Annotated in this window: 17 protein-coding genes; 9 read left to right on the forward strand and 8 right to left on the reverse strand. The window is 42.6% G+C overall.

Annotated features, from left to right (window positions below; translation table 11 throughout):
• Positions 1-2: 2 nt before the first annotated feature.
• Positions 3-1,727 (reverse strand): Na/Pi cotransporter family protein, encoded by a 1,725-nt coding sequence (locus G8O23_RS05050; RefSeq protein WP_166362438.1) that lies wholly within the window; start codon positions 1,725-1,727, stop codon positions 3-5.
• Positions 1,728-1,897: 170 nt separating this feature from the next.
• Here G8O23_RS05050 and G8O23_RS05055 point away from each other — a divergent pair, with 170 nt between their 5' ends.
• From G8O23_RS05055 to rsgA, 6 genes are all read left to right on the forward strand, one after another.
• A complete protein-coding gene (locus tag G8O23_RS05055) occupies positions 1,898-4,216 on the forward strand; it encodes an efflux RND transporter permease subunit (RefSeq protein ID WP_166362440.1) in 2,319 nt (772 codons plus the stop codon).
• Between the two features lie 69 nt (positions 4,217-4,285).
• Positions 4,286-5,260, forward strand: a complete 975-nt coding sequence (locus G8O23_RS05060; protein WP_166362442.1) for a polyprenyl synthetase family protein — start codon at positions 4,286-4,288, stop codon at positions 5,258-5,260.
• A gap of 20 nt (positions 5,261-5,280) precedes the next feature.
• A complete protein-coding gene (locus G8O23_RS05065; protein ID WP_166362444.1) occupies positions 5,281-6,162 on the forward strand; it encodes a LytR/AlgR family response regulator transcription factor in 882 nt (293 codons plus the stop codon).
• Positions 6,163-6,330: 168 nt separating this feature from the next.
• Positions 6,331-8,685: a TonB-dependent receptor gene (locus G8O23_RS05070; protein ID WP_166362446.1), complete on the forward strand. Its 2,355-nt coding sequence runs from the start codon at positions 6,331-6,333 to the stop codon at positions 8,683-8,685.
• A 162-nt stretch (positions 8,686-8,847) separates the two neighbouring features.
• Entirely contained in the window at positions 8,848-9,756 is a 909-nt protein-coding gene (locus tag G8O23_RS05075; RefSeq protein WP_166362448.1) for a YitT family protein, read from the forward strand.
• A 133-nt stretch (positions 9,757-9,889) separates the two neighbouring features.
• Positions 9,890-10,816: a ribosome small subunit-dependent GTPase A gene (gene rsgA, locus G8O23_RS05080; protein WP_166362450.1), complete on the forward strand. Its 927-nt coding sequence runs from the start codon at positions 9,890-9,892 to the stop codon at positions 10,814-10,816.
• On the opposite strand, the gene G8O23_RS05085 is transcribed toward rsgA, so the two are convergent.
• Positions 10,817-11,647: a universal stress protein gene (locus tag G8O23_RS05085; protein ID WP_166362452.1), complete on the reverse strand. Its 831-nt coding sequence runs from the start codon at positions 11,645-11,647 to the stop codon at positions 10,817-10,819. It abuts the gene before it with no gap.
• A gap of 362 nt (positions 11,648-12,009) precedes the next feature.
• On the opposite strand from G8O23_RS05085, the gene G8O23_RS05090 reads away from it, so the two are divergent.
• Both G8O23_RS05090 and G8O23_RS05095 read left to right on the forward strand, forming a co-directional pair.
• Entirely contained in the window at positions 12,010-12,561 is a 552-nt protein-coding gene (locus G8O23_RS05090) for a hypothetical protein (protein WP_166362454.1), read from the forward strand.
• Positions 12,562-12,574: 13 nt separating this feature from the next.
• Positions 12,575-12,973 carry a YccF domain-containing protein gene (locus G8O23_RS05095; RefSeq protein WP_166362456.1) on the forward strand — a complete coding sequence of 133 codons (399 nt, stop codon included), beginning with the start codon at positions 12,575-12,577 and terminating at the stop codon, positions 12,971-12,973.
• A 38-nt stretch (positions 12,974-13,011) separates the two neighbouring features.
• Here G8O23_RS05095 and G8O23_RS05100 read toward each other — a convergent pair whose 3' ends face one another.
• Positions 13,012-14,271 (reverse strand): peptidase U32 family protein, encoded by a 1,260-nt coding sequence (locus G8O23_RS05100; protein ID WP_166362458.1) that lies wholly within the window; start codon positions 14,269-14,271, stop codon positions 13,012-13,014.
• Positions 14,272-14,417: 146 nt separating this feature from the next.
• Here G8O23_RS05100 and G8O23_RS05105 point away from each other — a divergent pair, with 146 nt between their 5' ends.
• A complete protein-coding gene (locus tag G8O23_RS05105) occupies positions 14,418-16,055 on the forward strand; it encodes an ABC-F family ATP-binding cassette domain-containing protein (protein WP_166362460.1) in 1,638 nt (545 codons plus the stop codon).
• A gap of 75 nt (positions 16,056-16,130) precedes the next feature.
• On the opposite strand, the gene G8O23_RS05110 is transcribed toward G8O23_RS05105, so the two are convergent.
• From G8O23_RS05110 to G8O23_RS05130, 5 genes are all read right to left on the reverse strand, one after another.
• Complete coding sequence (locus G8O23_RS05110; RefSeq protein WP_166362462.1) at positions 16,131-16,886, reverse strand: DUF1987 domain-containing protein; 756 nt, start codon at positions 16,884-16,886, stop codon at positions 16,131-16,133.
• 268 nt (positions 16,887-17,154) lie between these two features.
• On the reverse strand, positions 17,155-18,726 hold the full coding sequence (locus G8O23_RS05115; RefSeq protein ID WP_166362464.1) for a Kelch repeat-containing protein: 1,572 nt from the start codon (positions 18,724-18,726) through the stop codon (positions 17,155-17,157).
• Positions 18,727-18,754: 28 nt separating this feature from the next.
• Positions 18,755-20,149, reverse strand: coding sequence for a hypothetical protein (locus G8O23_RS05120; RefSeq protein ID WP_166362466.1), 1,395 nt, complete (start codon positions 20,147-20,149; stop codon positions 18,755-18,757).
• A gap of 20 nt (positions 20,150-20,169) precedes the next feature.
• Complete coding sequence (locus tag G8O23_RS05125) at positions 20,170-21,804, reverse strand: caspase family protein (RefSeq protein ID WP_166362468.1); 1,635 nt, start codon at positions 21,802-21,804, stop codon at positions 20,170-20,172.
• Between the two features lie 167 nt (positions 21,805-21,971).
• Positions 21,972-22,763, reverse strand: a complete 792-nt coding sequence (locus G8O23_RS05130) for a 5'-nucleotidase, lipoprotein e(P4) family (protein WP_166362470.1) — start codon at positions 22,761-22,763, stop codon at positions 21,972-21,974.
• Positions 22,764-22,993 lie beyond the last annotated feature (230 nt).

Below are 22,993 nucleotides of genomic sequence, written 5' to 3' on the forward strand. Positions count from 1 at the left end.
TACTAATTCTGTAGCACAGCCTTTTTAACTGGCTGGTTTATCTCGGCAATATCTTCCGACACATTTATAATATAATCGGCTAACTTCTCTGCCTCGGAGAACAAGTCGTTGTAAATTACACCTGCCTGATACTTGTACTTCTCCTCCTCAACGTTTTTCAGGTGCTGCTTACGTAGCTTGTTGCGGAACTGGTTTATCTTCTCCTCGGCCTCGTATGCCGGGCCTAGATTGATGCTACCGTAGCTTCCCTCAAGGTTCTCGAGCATCACCATATACGCCTCATCAACCAATTGAAACATATAGTTTAGGTTATCGCGCACCTCCTGATTAAACCAAATATTGGCCTTACGCTTGCGGCGCATAGTTTTAGCCAGGTTGTAGTTACTGTCAGAAACGCTCTCAATATCGTTAATGATATTAAACATTGCCTGTAAACGCTTTGAGCTCTCGTCGCTAAGGTCGTGTATCGAGATTTTGGTCAGGTAGGTCGCAATTTCAACCTCAACCCTATCGCTAATCTCTTCGTACTTCTCTATCCGTTCAAAGATCTCCTTGAACTTCTTCTCGTTGGTCTCAACGAACAGATCCTTAAAAAAGCCGTACATCTTATAGGTACGCTTTGCATAGGTTATAATCTCTTTCTTGGCCTGAATAAGCGAAAGCTCGGCTGTTGAGAGCAAACCAATATTGATGTGCTGCAAGCGGAACTCCTCCTCTTCGCCCTTGCGCGAAGGAACTAGCTTGGTTACTAATTTGACAATATATGGGGTAAAGAAAACCAGCAGAAAAGTGTTTATAACATTGAATGCAGAGTGGAATATTGATAGCGCCACGGGAACGCTTTCATGGTTAACTGGGTCGAAGGGATCGGGGCCACCCATATCCATTACAAAGTTGGCAACGTTATTTAGGAAAAACTTGAATATGAATAGCATCCATACAACACCAAACATATTAAAAATTAGGTGAGCACGGGCAGTACGCTTGGCCGACACGTTGGCAACTGCTGCAGCAATATTGGCCGTAATGGTAGTACCTATGTTCTCGCCCAACACCATGGCTGCCGCCAGCTCAAAGCTAATCCAGCCACTGTTACACATCACCAGCGTAAGGGCCATGGTGGCGCTCGACGATTGGATTACAACCGTTAGGATTGTACCTATGGCCACAAACAGCAGAAGTGAAAACACTCCTCCTTCGGTATAATTCGAAAGGAATGCGAGGATTTCGGGGCTTTCGCTAATGTTTGGGACAGAGTTTTTCAGAAAATCGAGACCTAAGAACAGCAGGGCAAAGCCAACAAGTAGTTCGCCCCATGATTTTCGGCTATGGTTCTTACTAAACACCAATGGAAATCCAATGCCAATAAGGGGCAAGGAGATGGCGCTAATGGAAAACTTGAAGCCCAAAAGGGAGATCATCCAGGCTGTAAACGTGGTGCCAATATTTGCACCCATTATCACGCCAACCGATTGAGTTAGGGAAATTAGCCCAGCATTAACAAAGCTAACAAGCATAACGGTTGTGGCAGAGCTCGACTGAACTACAGTAGTTACTATTAAACCGGTAAGTATTCCTTTGAATCGGTTGGAGGTCATAGCGGCAAGAATGGTTCGCATTCTATCGCCAGCTACCTTCTGTAACGACTCGCTTAGCATTTTCATTCCGAAGAGGAAAAGCCCTAGAGAGCCCACCAGGGTTAGAAACTGGATAAAACTGTAGTTCATACTTTTACGTTTTTAAAAGGTGCGTAAAAATATACAATCCCAAATCATCGCTTTAAATTCCAATGTTAACTTAAAGCTAATTATTCAAACCACCAATTCCTACGCTATAATTATTTAACATACTTACTTTACCCAAAATTATTACCTTTGCCGCATCATTATTCTATACTATGGTTTTTCAAGTTATTGCCCGATTAATTCTTCGAAACAGACTCGCTATTCTTATCTCCGTTGGTGTAATCACTGCCTTTATGGCGTATATGACTACATCGCTCAAGTTTTACTACGAACCCACCCCTCTGCTACCATCTACGGACAGCCTGCTGATACAGCATAAGCACTACACGCAAATGTTTGGCAAAGGCGAAAATATAATGGTTATTGGAGTAGAGGACGACAACTTTTTCGCTGAACAAAACCTAAAGCGTTGGCAAAAGCTTGAGAGGGACTTGCTGGCCACCGACGGTGTTGAACAGGTTTTTTCCATATTCGATATTTTTACTCTCGACAGAAATGTTGAGCAAAGGGTCTTTGATTTTAACAGAGTATTTCCTGTTGATTTAGACAATACGAATATCGACTCGCTTAAGAAAGTTGCGCTTTCTCTCCCGTTCTATGAAGAGCTTATATACAACAAGGAGGAGAATGTGTACCTTATGATGGTTACGCTAAGATACGATAAAATTAGCACACCCATCAGAGTTTCATTCATGGAGTCGATAATAGATACCTGCAAGCAGTACGAAGAAAGCACCGGGAATAGGTTAAGGTACTCCGGACTTCCCTACATTAGGATAACAATTGGCGAGATGATAAAGGGTGAGATGTTCATGTTCATCTTCCTAGCAGTCCTCATTACCGCTGTAATCATATACCTTCTGTTCAAGTCTTTCAGAATAATGATGTTTGTGCTTCTTGTGGTAGCGGTTTCTGTGGTTTGGGGTCTGGGTGTTATGTCGCTTCTTGGTTACCAAATTACCCTACTCACTGCCGTTATCCCTCCTCTCATAATTGTTATAGGTGTACCCAACTGTGTTTACCTGCTCAACAAGTATCATCATGAGTATAGTGTACATGGCAATAAAATAAAAGCCTTGCAGAGGGTTATTCAAAAAATTGGAAGCGCCACCTTCCTCACCAACCTCACTACTGCCTCGGGTTTCGGAACGTTTATGTTTACCAGCATTAATATATTAACCGAGTTTGGTTTGGTTGCTGCACTCGACATTATGGTGGTATTCGTGGTGTCGCTCCTATTAATACCAACAATATTCAGCTTTTTGCCGCCACCCGAACCCCGTCACCTACAACACTTAGAGAGCGCTAGGGTTAAAAACACTATTTCGCGGGTAATCTCTACAGGGCTTTATCGTCGCAAGCTGGTTTTTACCATTACAGCTATTCTGGTCATTGTGGGTTTTTGGGGGCTATCAAGGGTTCAAAGCCTAGGCTTTATGGTTGACGATATCCCCAAAAATCACCCAGTGTACATCGATTTGAAGTTTTTTGAAAAAAACTTCTCGGGCGTGATGCCCTTTGAGGTTGTTGTAGATACCGAAACGCCAAGGGGCATTTTACAGGCCAAAACCCTTGGCCAAATCAATTCGCTACAGAATAAGTTAGAGCAATATCCGGAACTTTCAAAGCCGCTATCAATTGCCGAAGCAGCAAAATTTGCCAGGCAAGGGTACTATAACGGCAGCCCAAGCCAGTTCAGGCTTCCCTCTGGCCCAGAACGAAACTTTATCCTTTCCTATCTCCCGAAAAATATGGAGGGTAACGAATTGCTTAGGCGCTTTGCCGACTCAACAGCCAGCATCACCCGTATTATGTACAACGTGGCCGACATTGGCTCCATTAGAGTGAAAGAGCTAAAAGAAAGCATTAGGGCCGATATAGACTCGATTTTTGCGGATGATGCCCACAGGGTAGCCATTACGGGCGGAAGCGTTATTGCCGCCAAGGGTAACGATTATTTGGTAAAAAGCCTATTCATAAGCCTTTTGGCCGCAATTCTCATCATATCAGTATTCATGACATGGATGTTTAGGAAGTGGCGGATGGTAATCCTATCCATACTACCAAACCTTATCCCCTTACTTTTTACCGCAGCCGCCATGGGCTTTCTTGGAATTCCTTTAAAGCCCAGCACAGTAATTGTATTTAGCATTGCATTTGGTATATCCGTCGATAATTCCATCCATTTTTTGGCCAAGTACAGGCAAGAACTCGCCCGAACCTACAATAACCAAAAAGCATCGGTACTTTGTGCTATACGGGAAACTGGGGTTAGCATGATTTATACCTCCATCGTACTGTTCTTTGGCTTTGGCATATTCATTGCCTCGCAGTTTGGTGGCACAGTATCGCTTGGGCTTCTTGTTTCGCTAACGCTGCTGATTGCACTTTTTAGCAATCTGGTTTTGCTCCCGTCAATCCTCCTCTCCCTCTCAACGCACAACAAGGAGGAGGTCGATTGTTTATCCTAAAAGGTTTTCTACATCATCAAAATTGTATATCTTTACTTAAAGAACTACGATTACTAAAAGAGTATTTATATGTATAGCATTGAGGAGTTAACAGAGATTGCAGACAAAGGAATTTTAAACCTTTCGATACCCGAAGAACCCAAACGATTATACGAACCCATTCGGTATACACTTGCATCGGGGGGTAAGCGAATTAGGCCGGTACTAGTACTTGCGGCTTGTAACATGTATTCAAACTCTGTTGACAAAGCATTATACCCTGCCATAGCCATTGAGCTTTTTCATAACTTCACTCTGATACATGACGACATTATGGATAAAGCGCCCATAAGGCGCAACCAGCCCACTGTTTTCGCCAAGTGGGGGTCAGATATTGCAATCCTATCGGGTGATGCGCTAAACATCTTAGCCTACCAGCTACTGGCCAAGTCGGACAAGGAGATACTTTCCCAAGTAATAAACACCTTTAACAAAATAGCACTTGGGGTTTGCGATGGTCAGCAGTATGATATGGACTTTGAAACAGCTCAGTACATTACGCAGGAAGAGTATCTTAATATGATTGAGCTAAAGACCTCCGTTCTGCTTAAGGGTGCGCTGCAAATTGGCGGTATTGTGGCTGGTGCTCCTCAGTCGGACATTATTAAGCTGGGGGAATTTGGCCTTAACCTTGGCCTAGCATTCCAACTTCAAGATGACCTGCTGGATGCTTTTGGCAACTCATCAACCTTTGGGAAAAAGATTGGGGGCGATATTGTGGCCAACAAGAAGACCTTCCTGACCATTAAGGCTTTTTCTCTGGCCAAGGGTAAATCGCTTGAACTACTCAGCAGCTACTTTAAGGCCGAAGGGGTAGACCCCTTACAAAAGGTACAAGAGGTGCTGAAAATATATAACGAGGTTGGTGTAAAGGAGATAACCGAAGAGAAAATTAACGAATACTTCGACAACGCTCTGAGCGCATTAGACAAAATGAGTGTAAATGGTGAGAAAAAAGTTGTTCTCAAATCCATTGCCGAAAAGATGATGAACAGGGATAGGTAGTAGATACACTATGACCAACTATGGCCTCAAAACCTCAACAGCCAACCAGCAAATGGCTTAACAGAAGATGCCCACAAAATTATATTATTAAGAATCCGGGGCTGGGTTCTCTCATCCTGGCTGTACTTGTAATTGCATTCCTCATTATATACAAACCCCTTGGGGTTCACGCCAGCTACTTGCTTAGCTTTGAGCTTACAGTAATAGTTTACGCTGTAACGGTGGCAGTTCCTGTTGCCCTGGGGGCAAAACTCCTAAAATCTACCCGATACTTCAGCAACGCCAAGGATTGGACAATTAAAAAAGAACTTTTAGCCATCGGCACCATCCTGTTGCTGATGGGGACAATAGTATATTTTGCCGCGTTTATAATTGAAGAGCCCTCCAATAGATGGAACTTTAAAACCCTGCTCGATTCGTACCTAAGAACGACCTTAGGGGCAGGCATCCCCTTTTTACTATTCTCGCTAATTAACCTACCATACTGGTATTTACCAGAACGCTTGCTTGTTGAGGAAACCCACGATAAACCCACCGAGTACGATCCGTCATCTAATGAGCATGTAAACATTGAGTCGAAGCTAAACAAGGAAAAGCTTAGCTTTACCATAAACGAATTTATATATGCTGTTTCCGAAGGAAACTACGTTAATTTTCACCTTATTCAACAGGGACAGATTCGCAAGGCGGTTATCAGGAATTCCATTAATGATATAGAGCAACAGCTGGCAAAGTTTCCACGGATTATCCGTGTACACAGGGCTTACATCGTAAATGTTGATAAGGTAAGAACCATGAAGGGCAACTCGCTTGGCTATTTACTTAAGCTCGTTGGAATAACCGAAGAGATCCCCGTTTCTCGCAAAAATACAGTAACATTCCGCACGCTCTTTAAGGCTTAACCCTTTCCACCCATCACAAGATTTTAGCTACTCATAACAACTTCTGGCTTTGGCACTGCCAATTGTAACAAATCCTTGCTTTGCTTACCAACAAATAGGCTTTAGCAGTGTAACCCTATTCCTTTGCAGGACAAATAATTTGTGTTCGCAAACAAAAATCTATGGGTTATGAAAACAGCTAAAAGAACCATTGTGAGAATAGCACTATCTATTCAACTTATAGTGGCCTCAAGTTACGGGCTACTTGCGCAGCAAACCTTAAACATTACCGGCAGTGTGCTTGAGGCAGAAACCAATGAACCTATTCCCTTTGCCAATGTGGCGCTCTACACTAGCGATGGTCAAACCCTTATTGCCGGTGCGGGATGTAATCTAAATGGTGAGTTCATACTAAAAGCCAATGGTAACAAAATATATCAAGTAACCATTAGCGCCATAGGCTACCAAAGCGTTAGCCGGGAGGTAGAATTAGTATCGAGCAACTACATCGATATGGGTATTACCCATCTTTCCGAAATAGCAATTAATTTACAGAGCGTTACCGTGGTTGGGAAAAAGGTTCGCGGGAAAAGCGAGGCCGATAGAAGCAGCTATCTTGTAAGTAGTGAGATGAAGCTGGCCTCAACCACAGGGGCAGATGTAATTAAGTTTATTCCAGGGATTCAGGTCGATTTTATGCGTAATATCTCGCTCAATGGCAATCGGAATATTCTGATTTTAGTTGACGGGAGGGAACGGGATATGGATTTCATTAACCAGCTAAATGCTCAAAACATTGAGCGAATAGAGGTATCACAAACACCACCAGCTCGGTACGAAGGAAGTGTATCGGGAGTTATCGATATAATCCTTACAAAAGATAAAGATAAAGGGGCAGATGGACACATCTTTTTGGAGGTTCCAACCTCGAAAAATATGGTTTACATTTTTCCCTCGTATAGCCTAAACTATGGGGCTGGTAAGCTAAACGTCTATACCTCCTACAACGGTGAAGTCACAAGGCTTAATCAGCATGAAACTACAAAAATGGAAACCTTTGACCAGATTATTGATGACCGGAAGGAGATAGTAAATAATCAGCTGGTAACCCAAAACGGCTGGTCGCATCGCTTTAATTTTGGATTTGACTACAACATTAACACCAAGAATCAGTTAAACCTTTATGCCTACCATAACCGTTTCTCGCAGGAGTTTAATGGTGAAGTTGAAACTACAACACATGGGGCTAAAGTCTGGGAGGCAACTAAAGAGGATGACGACGAAAATATCAACAACTTTTACTCCCTGTACTACAAGCACTCCTTTAATGCGGCATCGAACCACACTGTTGCTTTTGACCTTAGCCTACAAAATTTTACCTCATCAAAAAGCACAAAGTTCTTTTCAGAAACAGACGGCACAGAGTTCAATAATTCAACTAACCCCCAGCAGGATAATCTAACTTTCAGGGTCGATTACAACTTACCAATTTATCAAAACATTTCGGTAATGCTTGGTGGTAAGGGTATGGTAAGAGAGTTGAGAAATGGGACTGATTTCCAGTACAGTGAGCAGCAGCTATCGGGTTATGCAGAAATTTCTATTAAACCATCCACAAAGTTAGATGCCAACTTTGGATTGCGATTCGAGGAATCTGCTGTTGAGCTTGGAGGTGGTTTTGCAACAACCAGTGGTAATTTATTACCAACCCTATCGATAGGTTACAGGCATAGCAAAAAGCAAAATACGCGAATCACCTACCGAAAATCAGTCCATTACCCTAGCCTATATCAGCTTAACCCATACTCTAGCCAAAATAATCCTTTCTGCGTAACTACTGGTAATGCAAAGTTGGAACCATCTTCACTTAGTAGCATTGTGCTAGAACACGAAATGCGAATAAAAAAAGGGTTTATTAGCGCCGCAGTATTTTACAGCAAAAGAGAAAACGCTATCGACAACCTCCTAAGGGTTGATGAGAGTGGTGTTTTCGAATCGAAACCCTACAATCTGGGAAATATTCAACAGCTTGGTATCAGGAGTTCAGGAACCATATCAATTGCCTCCAATGTTATAATAAACCCCAGCATTAGCATTTATAATTATCGGACACAGGCCAACGGTTTGGCTTTAGAAAACTTAATAAAAGATGATAAAGGGGTTGGCTTTCGCTCAAGCCTTTCATCGTTAGTAACCCTTGTAGAGGGTTTCTCTTTGTCGGGCATAATACAGTATTACACTCCCATTGCAAATATTCAAAGTAGCCGTTTTGAAGATGTTACCTACTTTATATCTGTTGAGAAAGAGTTTAAGCGGGGGCTAAAGGTGGGTGTGGTTAGCGCAATTCCTTTTACCAAAGAGTTTACGTATTACGGCGAAACGGTTTCCAGTAAGGATTTATATAGCCATTACGCTGGAAAGATTGAAAAATCGCTCGTTCCCTTATGGTTTCGTATCACCTATCAATTTGCAACGGGAAAACGAAAACCTAATACCCAGCGAGAATATGAAGATATAGAACCCATGCCCCGCAGAGGATTTTGAAGCATCCTATTAACCGATAAATAGAAACAAGGCTCTTGGCGAAGTGAAAACAATATTTAGCAACTGCTGTTTGCTTACAATATTTTGTTCTGTAATCAAATTGTTTGTAGTAATTTTGCAGCCAATTTACAAAAACAATCAACCTCAAAAAACCACCTCATTATGAGCTACGTATCAAAAGAAAAGCTGTTCACAAAGGAATGGTTTAGGGTATGGACCCTAATAACCGTGGGTGCATTTATTCTGGCCTCCGGTTTCGTGTTCTTTATCGATCCGCACAGAATTGCCCCTGGTGGGGTGTACGGAATTGGTATCATTGTGCACTACCTAACCAAGGGAATGTTTAGCTGGGCACCCGAGGGTTTTCCCATTGGTACCGTAGGGCTAATACTTAACATACCGCTTACCATTATTGGTATTAAGCTACTGGGCCCACGCTTTGGGGTAAAAACTGTTATTGGTTTTATCCTTACATCAATATTTATTGATGCGCAACACTACCTATTTGGGTACGAACCATTGGTTGACGACGCTTTGCTTTCGTCAATCTTTGGTGGTGTTCTCATTGGATTTGGACTAGGGCTAATTTTTAAGTCGAAGGCCACCAGCGGAGGTTCCGATATTATCGCTATGATAATTGCCAAGTACACCCGCCTACCGTTAGGGCAACTTATGATTTATGTTGATTCGGCCATTGTGCTTATTGCCCTTGCGGCCTTTCAGGACTGGAAAATTCCACTCTACTCATGGATTGTAATCTACATCACGGGTAAGGTAATCGATATGACCATTCAGGGAGTAAGTTATGATAAGACCCTGTTCATCATATCCGACAAGTACGATGAGATTAGGGATAAGCTAATTGTTGATTTGGATAGAGGGGGTACGCTTATTAATGCTGTAGGTATGTATAAAGGGCAGGAAAAGAAGATCATCTTTACCAATGTGAGCCGCCGAGAGGTTCATATGCTTCGCGATTTCATTGAGCAGATTGATCCAAGAGCCTTCATCACGGTGATTGATGCCAACGAAATATTGGGCAACGGTTTTAAGCCCATCAAGGAGGATTAGATCATTACTAAAACCACAAAAAGGCGCAAGGGCTATTTTAACACCCTGCGCCTTTTTTTGTACAAAGTTGTACCTACCAAGGAAAAAAAGCCATTAAAATGCTAATTTTACCCCAACAAAACGATTTTTGGAGATGAAGGGAAAGGTGCTCAAATCAACCGGAAGCTGGTACACCGTTATCGACGATGAGGGAAACCTCTATAAATGTAAAATCAGGGGGAAGCTGCGGCTTAATTCATCGCGAACCACCAATCCTATAACTGTGGGCGACACGGTTGAAATTAGCGTTGAAGATGATGGGGTTACTGGAAATATCGACAGCGTGGTGCCCAGGAGAAATTACATAATCCGCAGATCGTCGAATCTTTCGCGCGAAGCACACATTATTGCAGCCAATATCGATCAGGCAGTTTTGGTTGTTACCATTGATTTTCCAGAAACAAATCTTGTTTTTATTGATAGGTACTTGGCCACATCGGAGGCATACCAAATTCCAGCTGTTTTGCTTTTCAATAAGGTTGACCTTTATTCCGACGAGATGTTTCAGGAGAAGCTCAGCTACTACGAAACAATATACAAACCACTTTACCCCTGCTACAGGGTCTCTGCCAAAACGGGTGAGGGTATTGATGCGGTGCGCCAGCTAATACAGGGCAAGGCTAGCCTTTTCTCAGGCAACTCGGGGGTGGGTAAAAGTACGCTAATCAATAGGGTGGAACCTAACCTAAACCTTAAAACGGCCGATATATCGCACTATCATCTAAAGGGCAAGCACACCACCACATTTAGCGAGATGTTCCCCCTTGAGGCGGGAGGGTTCATAATTGACACCCCAGGAATAAAAGGGTTTGGATTAGTGGATATGGATAAACGGGAGATCTTTCACTTCTTCCCTGAGATATTTCGTGTTGCAGCGCAGTGCCAATATAAAAACTGCACACACGAACATGAGCCCGGGTGTGCAGTAAAAGATGCGGTTGAAAACGGTTCTGTTCATCCCTCGCGCTACTACAGCTATCTAAGCATTGTAAACGACCAGGAGCAGAAGTACCGAACCTAGCTATACCATTGCAGGGTTTACGCAGAGCACTGGAATTTTTGCATTGTTAGCAATTACGTACTGCTCTTGTGCCCCAAATATGTAATCGGTAAAATCTAAATTTGGCGTAGTCATTATAAGTATCAAATCGGCCTCTATATCAACAGCCAGCTTAACTATTTCATCGGAGTAATTTGCCCCCTTGGCGGCATTATGCACATCCAAATTGATCTCATTGGCCTCTAGGTGCTTCTTGGCAAAGGCTAAATTGTAGTTAACCTTTTTCTGGATGCCAGCATCGGTTGCGTGTGGCAAAATGATGTGAATTCGGGAGTTGAACTGATGCGCTGTACGGATGGCCCAGCGAAGCCTCTCCTTCTCATTTAACCTGTAGTCGAGCGGGAAAACTATATTCTCAAAAATTCTTCCCTCCTTGGGAGCGTCTTGAATTACGAGGAAGGGTACATTTGACCCGGCAATAACCTTTAAAGCCTTACTGCCAGTTAGCTTCTGTACGCCTTTAATACCGTGCGTGCCCATAATAACTGTATCGGCCTCAATATCGAAAGCATACTCACTAATGGTGTGAAAGATACTGCCTTCTTGAATTACGGTTTTAACATCCACCCCATACTGCTCTTTTATTCGAACAGCATCGGATTTAATTTTCTCAGAGGCTTCCTTTTCGGTTAGCTTACCCTTGGCAAACATACCACCTGCTTCAACCACGTGAATCAGATCGATGGTAAAGCTATCGGTAAAGGATCCTATTTTCAGTGCATAAAGTAGGGCGTTTTCCGAAACATTTGTAAAATCCCACGGCACAATAAGTTTCTGAGATTTGATTTCCATAGCAACTGTGGTTTTAGGACAAAAAATTATTTTTGAAGATATAAATTTAGGATAATTATTTCTTTACGTGTATAATTATCGGGCAAAAATTTAATCAAATTTCCACATCACCCCGCTACATGCAGATATACAACAAAATACAAAAGCAAACTTGCCGTTATATCTAAGCAATATATTTATTTTCACTACACATATATTACTCAACTGCTTTGCCATACGAGTAATTAGTGTACCCAAAGGTAAAAAAATTACAATTACATTTTTGAGGGATGGTTTTGGACACAATCTATAAAGACAAAACTTTGACGATTTTTCAATTTTATCTACCTTTAGCCTTCGACTCACATTAAAATAACAAGCAAATGAATAACGATAGTAGACCCGCCATCCAGAGTGAAGCAGAACCCGAAAGGAAGAGTTCTGGCTTTACCCGCTTTTTAAACTTTGTAAAAAGAAACCCTACGCTATCAACTTTACTTATTGCCGTAATTATTATTCTAGGAATTTGGGGGTTTATGAGTATAAAATCGAATAGAACTGTCCGAAAATACGAGTCAGCCATTACTGAACAGCGCGATAGCCTAAACAGCTATCACCTCAAGAACAACGTAAGGATATTCACCTGGGCGGTTCGCAGCGAGCTTACTCGTGGCAACATGGAGCAGGTTGAGCAATTCTTTGTAAACTACCTACAAACAGGAAGGGTTGTGCGAGTTATGCTTATTGACCCCAATGATGGTACCGTAATTATATCGACCAATAAAAAGGATATCGAAACAAAGGTTACCGATAGCGCAATTTTAACTGCAACCTCCATTGTTCAGGTTGATATGGGCACTAACTATAAGTTTGCCAACCCGGTAATGGGACTCGACAAAAAGCTAGGAATAGTGGTGGTTGAAATTGAAAAGTAATACAGAAAAAACTATGCGCACACTTGGAAACATAATTTGGCATATTCCCTTTCTGGGATTTTTAACCGCATTTTGGACGTTTATTATTGGAGGAATTCTAACCCTAACAATAGTTGCCTCACCCATTGGACTGGGGCTTATGCAACTTTCTCGGTTTTTGCTTACACCATTCTCAATGAAAATGGTTAGCAGAAACACCCTAAACAAAAAGCAGAACAAGTTATGGAAGGCCTATGGCTTTATTGTTCGTATTATTTATTTCCCCATAGGACTAGTTCTGGCCATTGTAACAGTATGCCAAATTGTGGGGCTTTTCATTTCGATAATTGGGATACCAACAGCCATAGTTCTGGCCAAATCGCTCGAGACGTACTTCAACCCGGTAAACAAGGTTTGTGTGCCTGAAAATTAGTTAGGAATAGTTTCCGCTGAACCTTATTCATTGTTGAATTAGACTAGTTTAGGTTTAACTGAAACAACCTGATAAACCTTGTCGTTTCGTCGCACTAACTCGGGAGAAACAAACGAGCATTTTACACCCTTGGGGCATTGTTCCACGGATTTATCGTCAACACGAATATCTTGAACTACTAGTTCAACTACTCCTGTTGTTGGGCCAATAATCAGCACCTTATCGTTTCTATTAAACTCGGCTGCCTCAACTTTTAGCTCAGCAACACCAAGGTTTGAGAAGAAGTTTGTGATTTTCCCAACATAAACTTTTCTCTCAGTTGCCACACTACCGTAGTGATGGCTCCATTCGCCAAGCTTTTGCCCCAGGTAGTATCCATCCCAAAATCCACGATTAAAAACTTTGGAGAGTCGCTCCGTCCAACCATCTATCTTTTGCTGATTATATGTTCCATCGGCAATGGCCTCAACCGCTTCGCGGTAGCATTGGGTAACAGTTTTCACGTACTCGGGGCTACGGGCACGACCCTCAAGTTTCAGCACCCTAACGCCCGATGCAATTATCTTGTTCAAAAACCCAATGGTACACAAATCTTTGGGCGACATGATGTACTCGTTATCAATCTCCAGCTGATCGCCGGTCTCGTTATCGGTTAAGGTGTACGAACGACGACAAATTTGCAGGCATGCACCCCTATTGGCCGATGAGTTTGCTTGATGCAAACTCATATAGCACTTGCCCGAAACCGCCATGCACAATGCCCCATGGGCAAAAATTTCGAGCTGTACCTTTTGGCCCGATGGGCCAGTGATTTCCTGCTCCTCGATGTTGCGAGCAATTATAGACACCTGTTCGAGGGTTAGCTCTCGAGCTAGCACGGCCACATCGGCCCACTGAGAGTAGAACTTTAGTGACTCTGTATTGCTGATATTTAGCTGTGTAGAAAGGTGTACCTCAACTCCTTGTTCACGTGCATAGCTTATAGCCGATTGATCGGAGGCAATTATAGCCGATACACCTGCTTTTGCAGCAGCATCAATTGCTGCGCGCATAGGCGGAATATCTTGGTCGTACAAAACGGTGTTAACTGTTAAGTAGGTTTTTACTCCATGCTCACTACAAACCCTAACTATTTCGGGTAAATCTTCAGCTGTGAAGTTAACAGTAGATTTGGCACGCATATTTAAATGTCCCACACCAAAATAAACGGAGTTTGCTCCACCCTGAATGGCCGCCATTAATGACTCGAAATTGCCGGCTGGTGCCATTATCTCAATATCCGAAGGATTAAATATCATACTACAAAAATTTGCTGCAAAGATACGCAATTTGATTCTATTTAGGATTTACACGCTTTGTTTGCCAATATGCATTGCAAGATGGTAAACATCATCTTTTGAAACCGAATAAACGGACTATCTTTGCGCCTCATTTAACTTTTGATATGATTTCAGTTGACAGCTTAACCCTTGAATTTGGCGGAACAACACTTTTCAAGGATATCTCATTTGCCATAAACGATAAGGATAGAATTGCCCTCATGGGCAAGAATGGCGCAGGCAAATCGACATTGCTAAAAATAATTGCCGGAGTAAAAACGCCTACCCGTGGCCGGGTAACCGCGCCCAACGATGCGGTAATTGCATACCTGCCTCAACACCTAATAACCGAGAATAACCGAACCGTTTTTGAGGAAGCCTCGCAGGCTTTTGCCAGTATTTTTGAGATGAAACGCGAGATTGATGAGCTTAATCAACAGCTCACCACCCGCACCGATTACGAGTCGGATAGCTACTACAAGCTTATTGAGGAGGTATCGACCCTAAGCGAGAAGTACTACACCATTGAGGAGATAAATTTTGATGCCGAGGTTGAGAAGATACTAATAGGACTTGGCTTTCGTCGTGACGATTTTACGCGCCCCACCAGCGAGTTTAGCGGTGGGTGGCGTATGCGCATTGAGCTGGCCAAAATCCTTTTGCAAAAACCCGACCTCATTCTACTCGATGAGCCTACCAACCATATGGATATTGAGTCGGTGCAATGGCTCGAGGAGTTTCTCATAAACAGCGCCAAGGCGGTAATACTAATCTCGCACGACCGGGCTTTTGTTGATAATATCACTACCCGCACCATAGAGATAACCATGGGTCGTATATACGACTACAAGGTGAACTACTCAACATACCTGCAACTTCGCCAGGAGCGCAGGGAGCAGCAACAGCGACAATACGACGACCAGCAGAAGATGATTGCCGACAACAAGGAGTTTATTGAACGATTTAAGGGAACCTACTCCAAGACCAATCAGGTGCAATCGCGGGTGCGAATGCTAGAGAAGTTAGAAATACTAGAGGTTGACGAGGAAGATACATCGGCGCTAAACTTACGCTTTCCCCCATCGCCCAGGTCGGGCAGCTGGCCAGTGATTGCTGAAGGCGTATCGAAAAGCTATGGCGATCACAACGTTTTTTCCAACGCTTCTTTCTCCATTGAGCGTGGCGAAAAAATTGCATTCGTTGGTCGAAATGGCGAGGGTAAATCAACTATGATTAAAGCCATTATGGGCGAAATTCCCTTTGATGGAAAAATGGCCCTAGGCCATAACGTTAGCATCGGATACTTTGCCCAGAACCAAGCTTCGCTGCTCAACGAGGAGCTAACCGTTTTTCAAACCATCGACGATGTGGCCGTGGGCGACATACGAACCAAAATTAAGGATCTGCTTGGCGCATTTATGTTTGGAGGCGATGACATAAACAAAAAGGTTAAGGTTTTGTCGGGAGGAGAAAGAACCCGCCTATCGATGATAAAGCTTCTACTTGAGCCGGTAAACCTGCTAATTCTGGATGAGCCAACCAACCACCTTGATATGCGCACCAAGGATATTCTGAAAAGCGCACTCTTAGCATTTGATGGGACGCTAATACTTGTATCGCACGACCGCGATTTTCTGGATGGACTGGCAACCAAAGTTTACGAATTTGGTAATGGAGAGGTAAAGGAACATCTTTACGATATCCGTGGCTTTCTGGAGAAGAAGAAGATGGAGAACTTGAAGGAGATTGAGCGGAAGGGGTAAAGATAACCACGCGATTAGAAGCTTTTAAATCACGGAAAATTTACAAGCTGAATTTTTTATCAAAAATTTGGGTATCTAGTCATTTATTTCAATGAACCTATGGTTTAACTTGCTATCTATTAAATGCTCTTCACCAAGCTGTTTAATGTTATCGTTCTTAAACTTCCAGGTAATAGAAATACATTGGCATTTATCTCCAATCAGTTTAAGTAGGTGAAGAATGTGCGTTAGATAATTGAGGTTATTTTCATCAATTGTGTAGATAAAAAAATCGACGTTAAAACTTATTACCTCAGGCTCATTATACCTTAACTTCTCAAGCCACAAAACTAGGGGATAAAAATACACCCAAGGCTCACTGTGAACACAGCTGCCTTCTATGATTATATCAACAGAATCGTCGTAGTAAACAAGGGGAGCAGCATCTGTCATTTTATGGCTAAACGTACTAGGTAATTGCTTTTCAACGATATTGAAGGGAAACTTAAAAAACTCAGCAAATTCTTCGCCATCTTCTTTTATGTCGATATCATCGAGAAAGTAGTACCAATTTACGCTTACCTGTTTTCCTGCCATATGCTGTTTCTCGAGCAATTTAAAAAGCGTAAAGAACGATTTAGATGAGCCATTACCAAAATACAGTATCAAAAAATTTACCTCAAGGCTATTTCCTCCCGATGTAAAATACTCGTCAACCCAATCGATAAGCGCTTTATAGAATAAGGTTGGATTATCGGGTATTGACAAACCCAACACCTGTACAGTACTCTTTTTCGGGTCTGCAACTATAAGGGGATTTCGGTTTGTGGGGGAGGATATTAGGCTTGGCATATTGCCTCTTGTTTGGTTAAGCTAAAATAGCATTAAAATTGATATTAGCACTCCTCCGGTAAAAGCATATAGTATTAAATAGGATCTCTATTTAGCAAGATTTTTATACACAATAATTGTCGTTGCTGTTGTATTGAGGCCATACCAGGTTATCTTACTGAAAGAATTCTGTGAAAGAAAAAATTTTCATCTTAATAAACCCGCATAAACGTAGGCAGGCGAGCACTGAGTGCTCGCCTGCCTGTTTCAATCAAATTTAGTGAGTGAACTAAATATCCTCATTGGGGTCGTAAACCCAAAAATCCTTTTTGTAACCAACGGGTTGGGTGTACTCTGCTCCCGTTCCAAAATAGCCTTTACCATTTAGAGCAACGCCAATGGCTGAGTACCGACTCCCTGGCTTCATGTATGTTTTTTGTGTCCATATATTATCTGCAGGCGTAAACTCCCACAAATCGTAATAGGGTGTTGATCCTGTGTATCCTGAGCCAACATAAGCCTTGTCGCCAATAACAAAGCTTATAGCTGAGAACCTTCTATTATCCCAGGTAGGTTCAATACCTGCTGCTTCGGCCCAGGTATCGGCACTGGGATCATACTCCCAAAATTCAGCTCTCACTTCGTTATTATAACCAGTACCAATGTACCCCTTGCCATTAACAGCAAAGCCAACCGCTTTGTATATTAAGCCGCCGCCATAAGATTGCTTCTGAGTCCACACATCGGTTTGGGAGTCGTACTCCCAAAAGTCAGGATTAAACAGATTACTTACCCCCATTCCAACGTACCCCTTATCACCAATGGCAAAGGCAGCAGCGCCGTCTCTAGGAGAGCCGCCAAAATCGGCTATACGGGCCCACTGACCAGCTGTTGGGTCGTACGCCCAAAAATCCTTACTTTCACCACCTTGAGTTGCACCAGTTCCCACATATCCCTTTCCGTTTATTACAAATGCAACTGCAGTGTGACGGGGTTCTCCGGGGAAGTCGGCAATTTTGCTCCACTGGTCTGTATCGGGGTTGTACTCCCAAAAATCGGAGGTGAAATCATTGCTTGGAGTTGTTCCGGTGCCAACATATATCCTATTGCCTATGGCAAAGGACACTGCTGCGCTCCTCTCCTCGCCACCAAAATCGGCTAGCTGAGTCCATGGGTCGGGAAGAGTTTTAAACTCTTTCTCAAGGCCATAAGCAGTTCCGTTCGTATTGGTTGCGTAGGCTCTAGTGTAGTAAACGGTATTGGGTTTCAGATTGGTAAGATCGCATGTAAACTCAAAGTTTTCCCATTCATTTAGTGTACCCTGTGCCTTAAAATCATCAACTGTTGGATTAGGTGTAGTGGCCCAACAAACTCCCGCTGTGGTGGTTGCACCTCCATCGGACAGTAACTTTCCGCCAAAAACTGCGGAATTTGTTGTTATGTTATCAACTGTGGCAAAACTCTGTACAGAAGGTGCACCAAGCAAAGTGGAAAACATTTTTTCGTCGCCATAAAAAACGCCTCTGTCTGTCTGCACAAAAGCACGGTAGTTGTAGTGCGTATTTGGTGAAAGTACAGTAACCACAACGGTAAAGACTGTACTACTTGATACATCCTCAACATATCCATCAACTATTGTAGGCATAGGGTGAGCACTGAAACAGATACCACGTTTTTGGATGATGGCTCCTCCATCGGAAACCAACTCGCCTTTAAGAATTGCCGACTCGGCAGATATTTCTGTTGCCTCGTATGTGCGCAACTCAGGATCTGTTAAAACCTCGTCAGTACAGGACATTAGGACCGTTAGGCACACAAGGGCAACTGCAAATACATTTGATTTACTTTGAACTGATCTCATAGCTGTATGCATAAAAATTTCATGTCAATTAAAACAACTCATTAATGTGAACTCCAATGGCAAGCTCAAGGCTGAAAGAGGTATATCGTCTAGAATACTCGTCAAAAGGAAGTCGCAGAGCGTGCATATCGAACATGTGCCAGGAGTCGGCATAATTTAATTTTAGAAAGTGCATTGCGGGCGAAACCCTAAAATAGAAGTGCTTGCTGGGCTGAATATTCAAATTGACACGGCTAATAAGAGAACCATAGCTTTTATTTTCTTGAGTAAGTCGTACCACCTCATCTTCCCACCTATAGTTGCCAAACGGCAAGCTTGGATGGGAATATACCTCTTGACGCGCTGTGGGGTCGTAGCCAATGAATGTTGCTTCACCCGATAGTGAACTCTCGTAGGTTGGTTTAACCTGAACCTGAATGCCCAAATCAAAGGAGAAGTTAAACTTAGGTTTTCCCGTCTGGAGCCTTACGAATACGGGCAGGGCATTGTATTTAACATTTATATAGTGGTAAAAATAGGCATAATCGAGAATTGGGATAAGTCCCTGTATCTCATTAGGCATAAGAAACCCGTCCGCTTGCATTTCGAATCTAACGGTGTGTTTGTCCATACCATAGCCCATACCAAAACCAAACCAAGGTCTTGGCATATATATCAGATTTACTATTACTCCATTAAATGCAGATGAGGTTCTGTATTCTCCTGAATATGATAAATGGTTTGCCTTATGATAATTATAATAATTATTGTTAGCCTCATCGTAAAAATCGTTATTGTAATCAGGCCCATCTTGTTTACTATCAAACGGAAACATACCGGCATTAGCAACAATGTTTGAACTAATTTCTAAAAACAAACCCTCACGAAAGGCTTTCTTGCGAAACACCTTATTGTGATAGTCTGCTGTTGCAATTCTGGAGATGGATTTTTGGTGACCTAAAGAGCGGATATAGAAGTACTGATCGTCGGCGAGGCTAAGAATGTTGCCATCCTTACGAATACCAGAATACTCAACAGGTGCTCTAAATGCGTAGGTTTTTGAAATTAGGTTCCCACGGGTATCAACCAGTTCAATATTATCGAGGCTATAGGCAATCCCCAAACCATCGGGATAATGGCTGGCAATATGGGTTTGGAGCTGAATTGGTGAAATGTTATCTTTTTTAAAATGCTCCTGTGAGATGAAATTGTAAATGCTCTTTTTCTGCAAATTGCCAAAAACCGATAAGAAATCAGCAGCATTATTGGCATAGTCGTCGGGGTTGTTGGCATATCTGTCGAAAGTCTTTAGGTATAGCGTAACTTGCTCCTTCGATTTTAACGCCTTTGGGCTATCGGCCTTCTTGTGCTGAGCCCATAAGATGTTAGACAAACATACTAAACCAACACTAAAAACAATATACTTTATCGTATTACTATTCATATGGTAAAAGGTTTGGGTGATTACCGATTTAGTTTCCAACTACGCCAATCGCTGCTTAGCTGATGGCTTACATTTAGGGTTGGGTTTTGCTCCTTATTGTTATGTATTATGGATGATGTTGCCACCTTTGACGTAACGTAGTCAACCAACTCGCCCATGGTAATATCACCACTACTATCCTGCAAAGCTTTAAAAAGATAGTACGAGAACATTCCGTGAAATTTATTCCTGTAGGGCAAAGCAGACTCATTACCCGCGCTGGCCGATAGCACCAAAACATTTCCCTTAACAGGTTCCTCGCGAGGGCGAACCCTTACAGCCCTAGCGGCAAGCAGACCCTGTTCGCGACCACCACCGCTAAAGCAAGCATCGAGAAAAACGGTGATTCCTTTGGATGGATTTTCGCTTAGCTTGGCATACAAATCCTTTAGCTTAATGGCAAACTCCAAATCGTTTCCACTAACATCAACAGGGATAATATGGCCCTCGCGGGTTTTCTCGTCGGGGAAACCGTGGCCTGCAAAAAACACAATGGCTTCGCCATTGCCTTGGGTTGCCTTAAGCAGCGAGGTTAGCTGATTTATGCCCCTGTGCATTTCAACCGCCTTGGCATCGAGCATGAAGATGATGTTCGACTCCTTTACCCCTAAGGTGTTTATTGCATACTGCTTAAACGTTTCGGCATCGCGGCGGGCAAACTCTACGTTCGACTCGTAGTTTAGCCCCTTTTGATGCGAGCGGTAGTCTTCGTTTCCAATAATTAGAGCAAATCGGTTTTCGTAAATTCTCCCAATGGATGGAATAAGCGTATCAACATCCGATACCATCTCCACCTTTAGCTGTTCTGCCAAAAGTCTTTGCTCAACATCGGAGGCAGCCTTGGCCTCAACAAAAAACTCACGTTCGCCAACATTGCCCGCTAAATCATTTGCGGTTACTCGAATTGGATAGGTTCCACCAATGCGCGACAGCTGCACTTTTGCAATATAAACGGAATCGTTTAGTGGAACTGCCTTGGTGCTATTAACATTAACCTCGGCAAGAGGATTTCTGTCCCTTACCAAAACCTTTACCTCAACCTCGTTGGTAAAGATTTGGGGTCGGAAGCCATCCATAACACCATCGGGAGTAAGCACGGTTATTTGCGGAGGCGTTACATCCTTTATATCCGAAGGATTAATGGTAAACTGAGCCATAAAGTTGCGAGGCGACCGTGCCAAAAAGTTTTGCCACTGCGATGGATTAAGCGCTGCATCAATATTTGGGGCAAAGCTAAATGGAATATCAAAAGCAAAATTGTTTTGAACTAGATCGAAATCATCATCAACAACAAATTTTAGCGTTAGCGTTGAGTTGAAGTAGAAAAGGTTGCTTCTGCTCTCCTCAAAGGTTTTGCAAATAATTTTGCCTTCGCCAGGTATTGTAACCTTATTCTTATCGAACACAATATGCGATCGCTTATCGTCTAATGCATTCCGATCCTTATCGAGCCAGTCTACCTGCAGGGCCAAAATAAATTCGTTGGCCTCAATTTTCCCTGCACTTATCCTCAGAATTCCCTGCTTACTGCCTGGGGCAGTAAAAACCAAATTTTGACTCTGCAGATTGAAAAATGGGATTAGGAAACCTAGCAACAATATTAGTTTTGTTCTCATCGACTTATGGTATTGGTGGCACTTATCACACATCTATTTAAACCCATACAACAGGGCACAGGAAACCCATGGAGCAGGGCTACTCAAAGTCCCCTGCTCTGTGATCAAAAGTTGGTTTACACCTTAGTCTATAAAATTTGGATTAGGGTTAAATATAAAATTAGGGCTTAAAAGGCCTTAATAGCCCTGCGCCTTAACTTAAATCTTGTTTCCTCATCGGAAATACGCTCGTGGTTGTAGATATTCTTCTCCCACTCGCCATACATTGGGTTGGGGAATGCAATAAACCTACGACCAAACTCCTCGCGATACTCTTCAACGATTGGCTGACCCCAGCTGTTGGTGCGGTTCTCAAATACCTCGGCAAAATCGTTGAGGTTGTCGCCCAGCAGAAGGATAATATCAAATTTCTCGGAAACCGCTTCACGCCGAGGCTCCTTTCCACTTATTGATTCTTTAAGGAAAAAGTTTTCGGGCTTGACGAAGGCAAACCCCAGCTTCTCCATATTACGCATGGTAGCATCCTGCTCATCCACGGTGCGATTGCTAAGGTATATAACGTCAACCCCAACCGATTGGCAGAAATGGGTAAACTCAACAGCACCGGGAAGGGCTTCGGCTTGCTCAAGGGCAACCCACTCGCCCCACATTTCGGGTGTAAAGGGCTTACCGGTTTCAATCATTTTACCCTGAAATGGGCTGTTATCAATCATTGTTTCGTCCAAATCAACAACAACCGCTTTGGGTCTATCGGTCTTTTGCTTACTATACTCAACTACCCTTTCCTTGGCAATATTAAAACCTTGGTAGTATAACGCTTTAACCTCGGGGGAACTCTGGTACCATATGGTTGCAAGGGTCAGGTTCTCTTGATCCATATTGTACTCATTTTCTTTCAGCTGTGGCGCACAACCTAAAACTATAATTGAAGCAATTAGGGCAATAATAGCTCTTCTCATCTTTATATTTTTTTGATTTTTGATTACTAATACAATCTTACAAATTTTTTGGGTTATTTTTACTTCTCGGTTCTATATTTCAAGTCTCACATTCATTATTTTTTTCCCCCCTCTAATATTTCAATAAAAATATATGATTATCCGTAATTGTACCTAAGTTTTCCATACCAAGTATCTTCGACAGCTGCAACTAGTAGTCTATCAAATAGATTCGCTCCAAAATATCGTCT

It is taken from the genome of Perlabentimonas gracilis (assembly GCF_011174675.1).
GTDB classification, from domain to species: Bacteria; Bacteroidota; Bacteroidia; order Bacteroidales; family Tenuifilaceae; genus Perlabentimonas; species Perlabentimonas gracilis.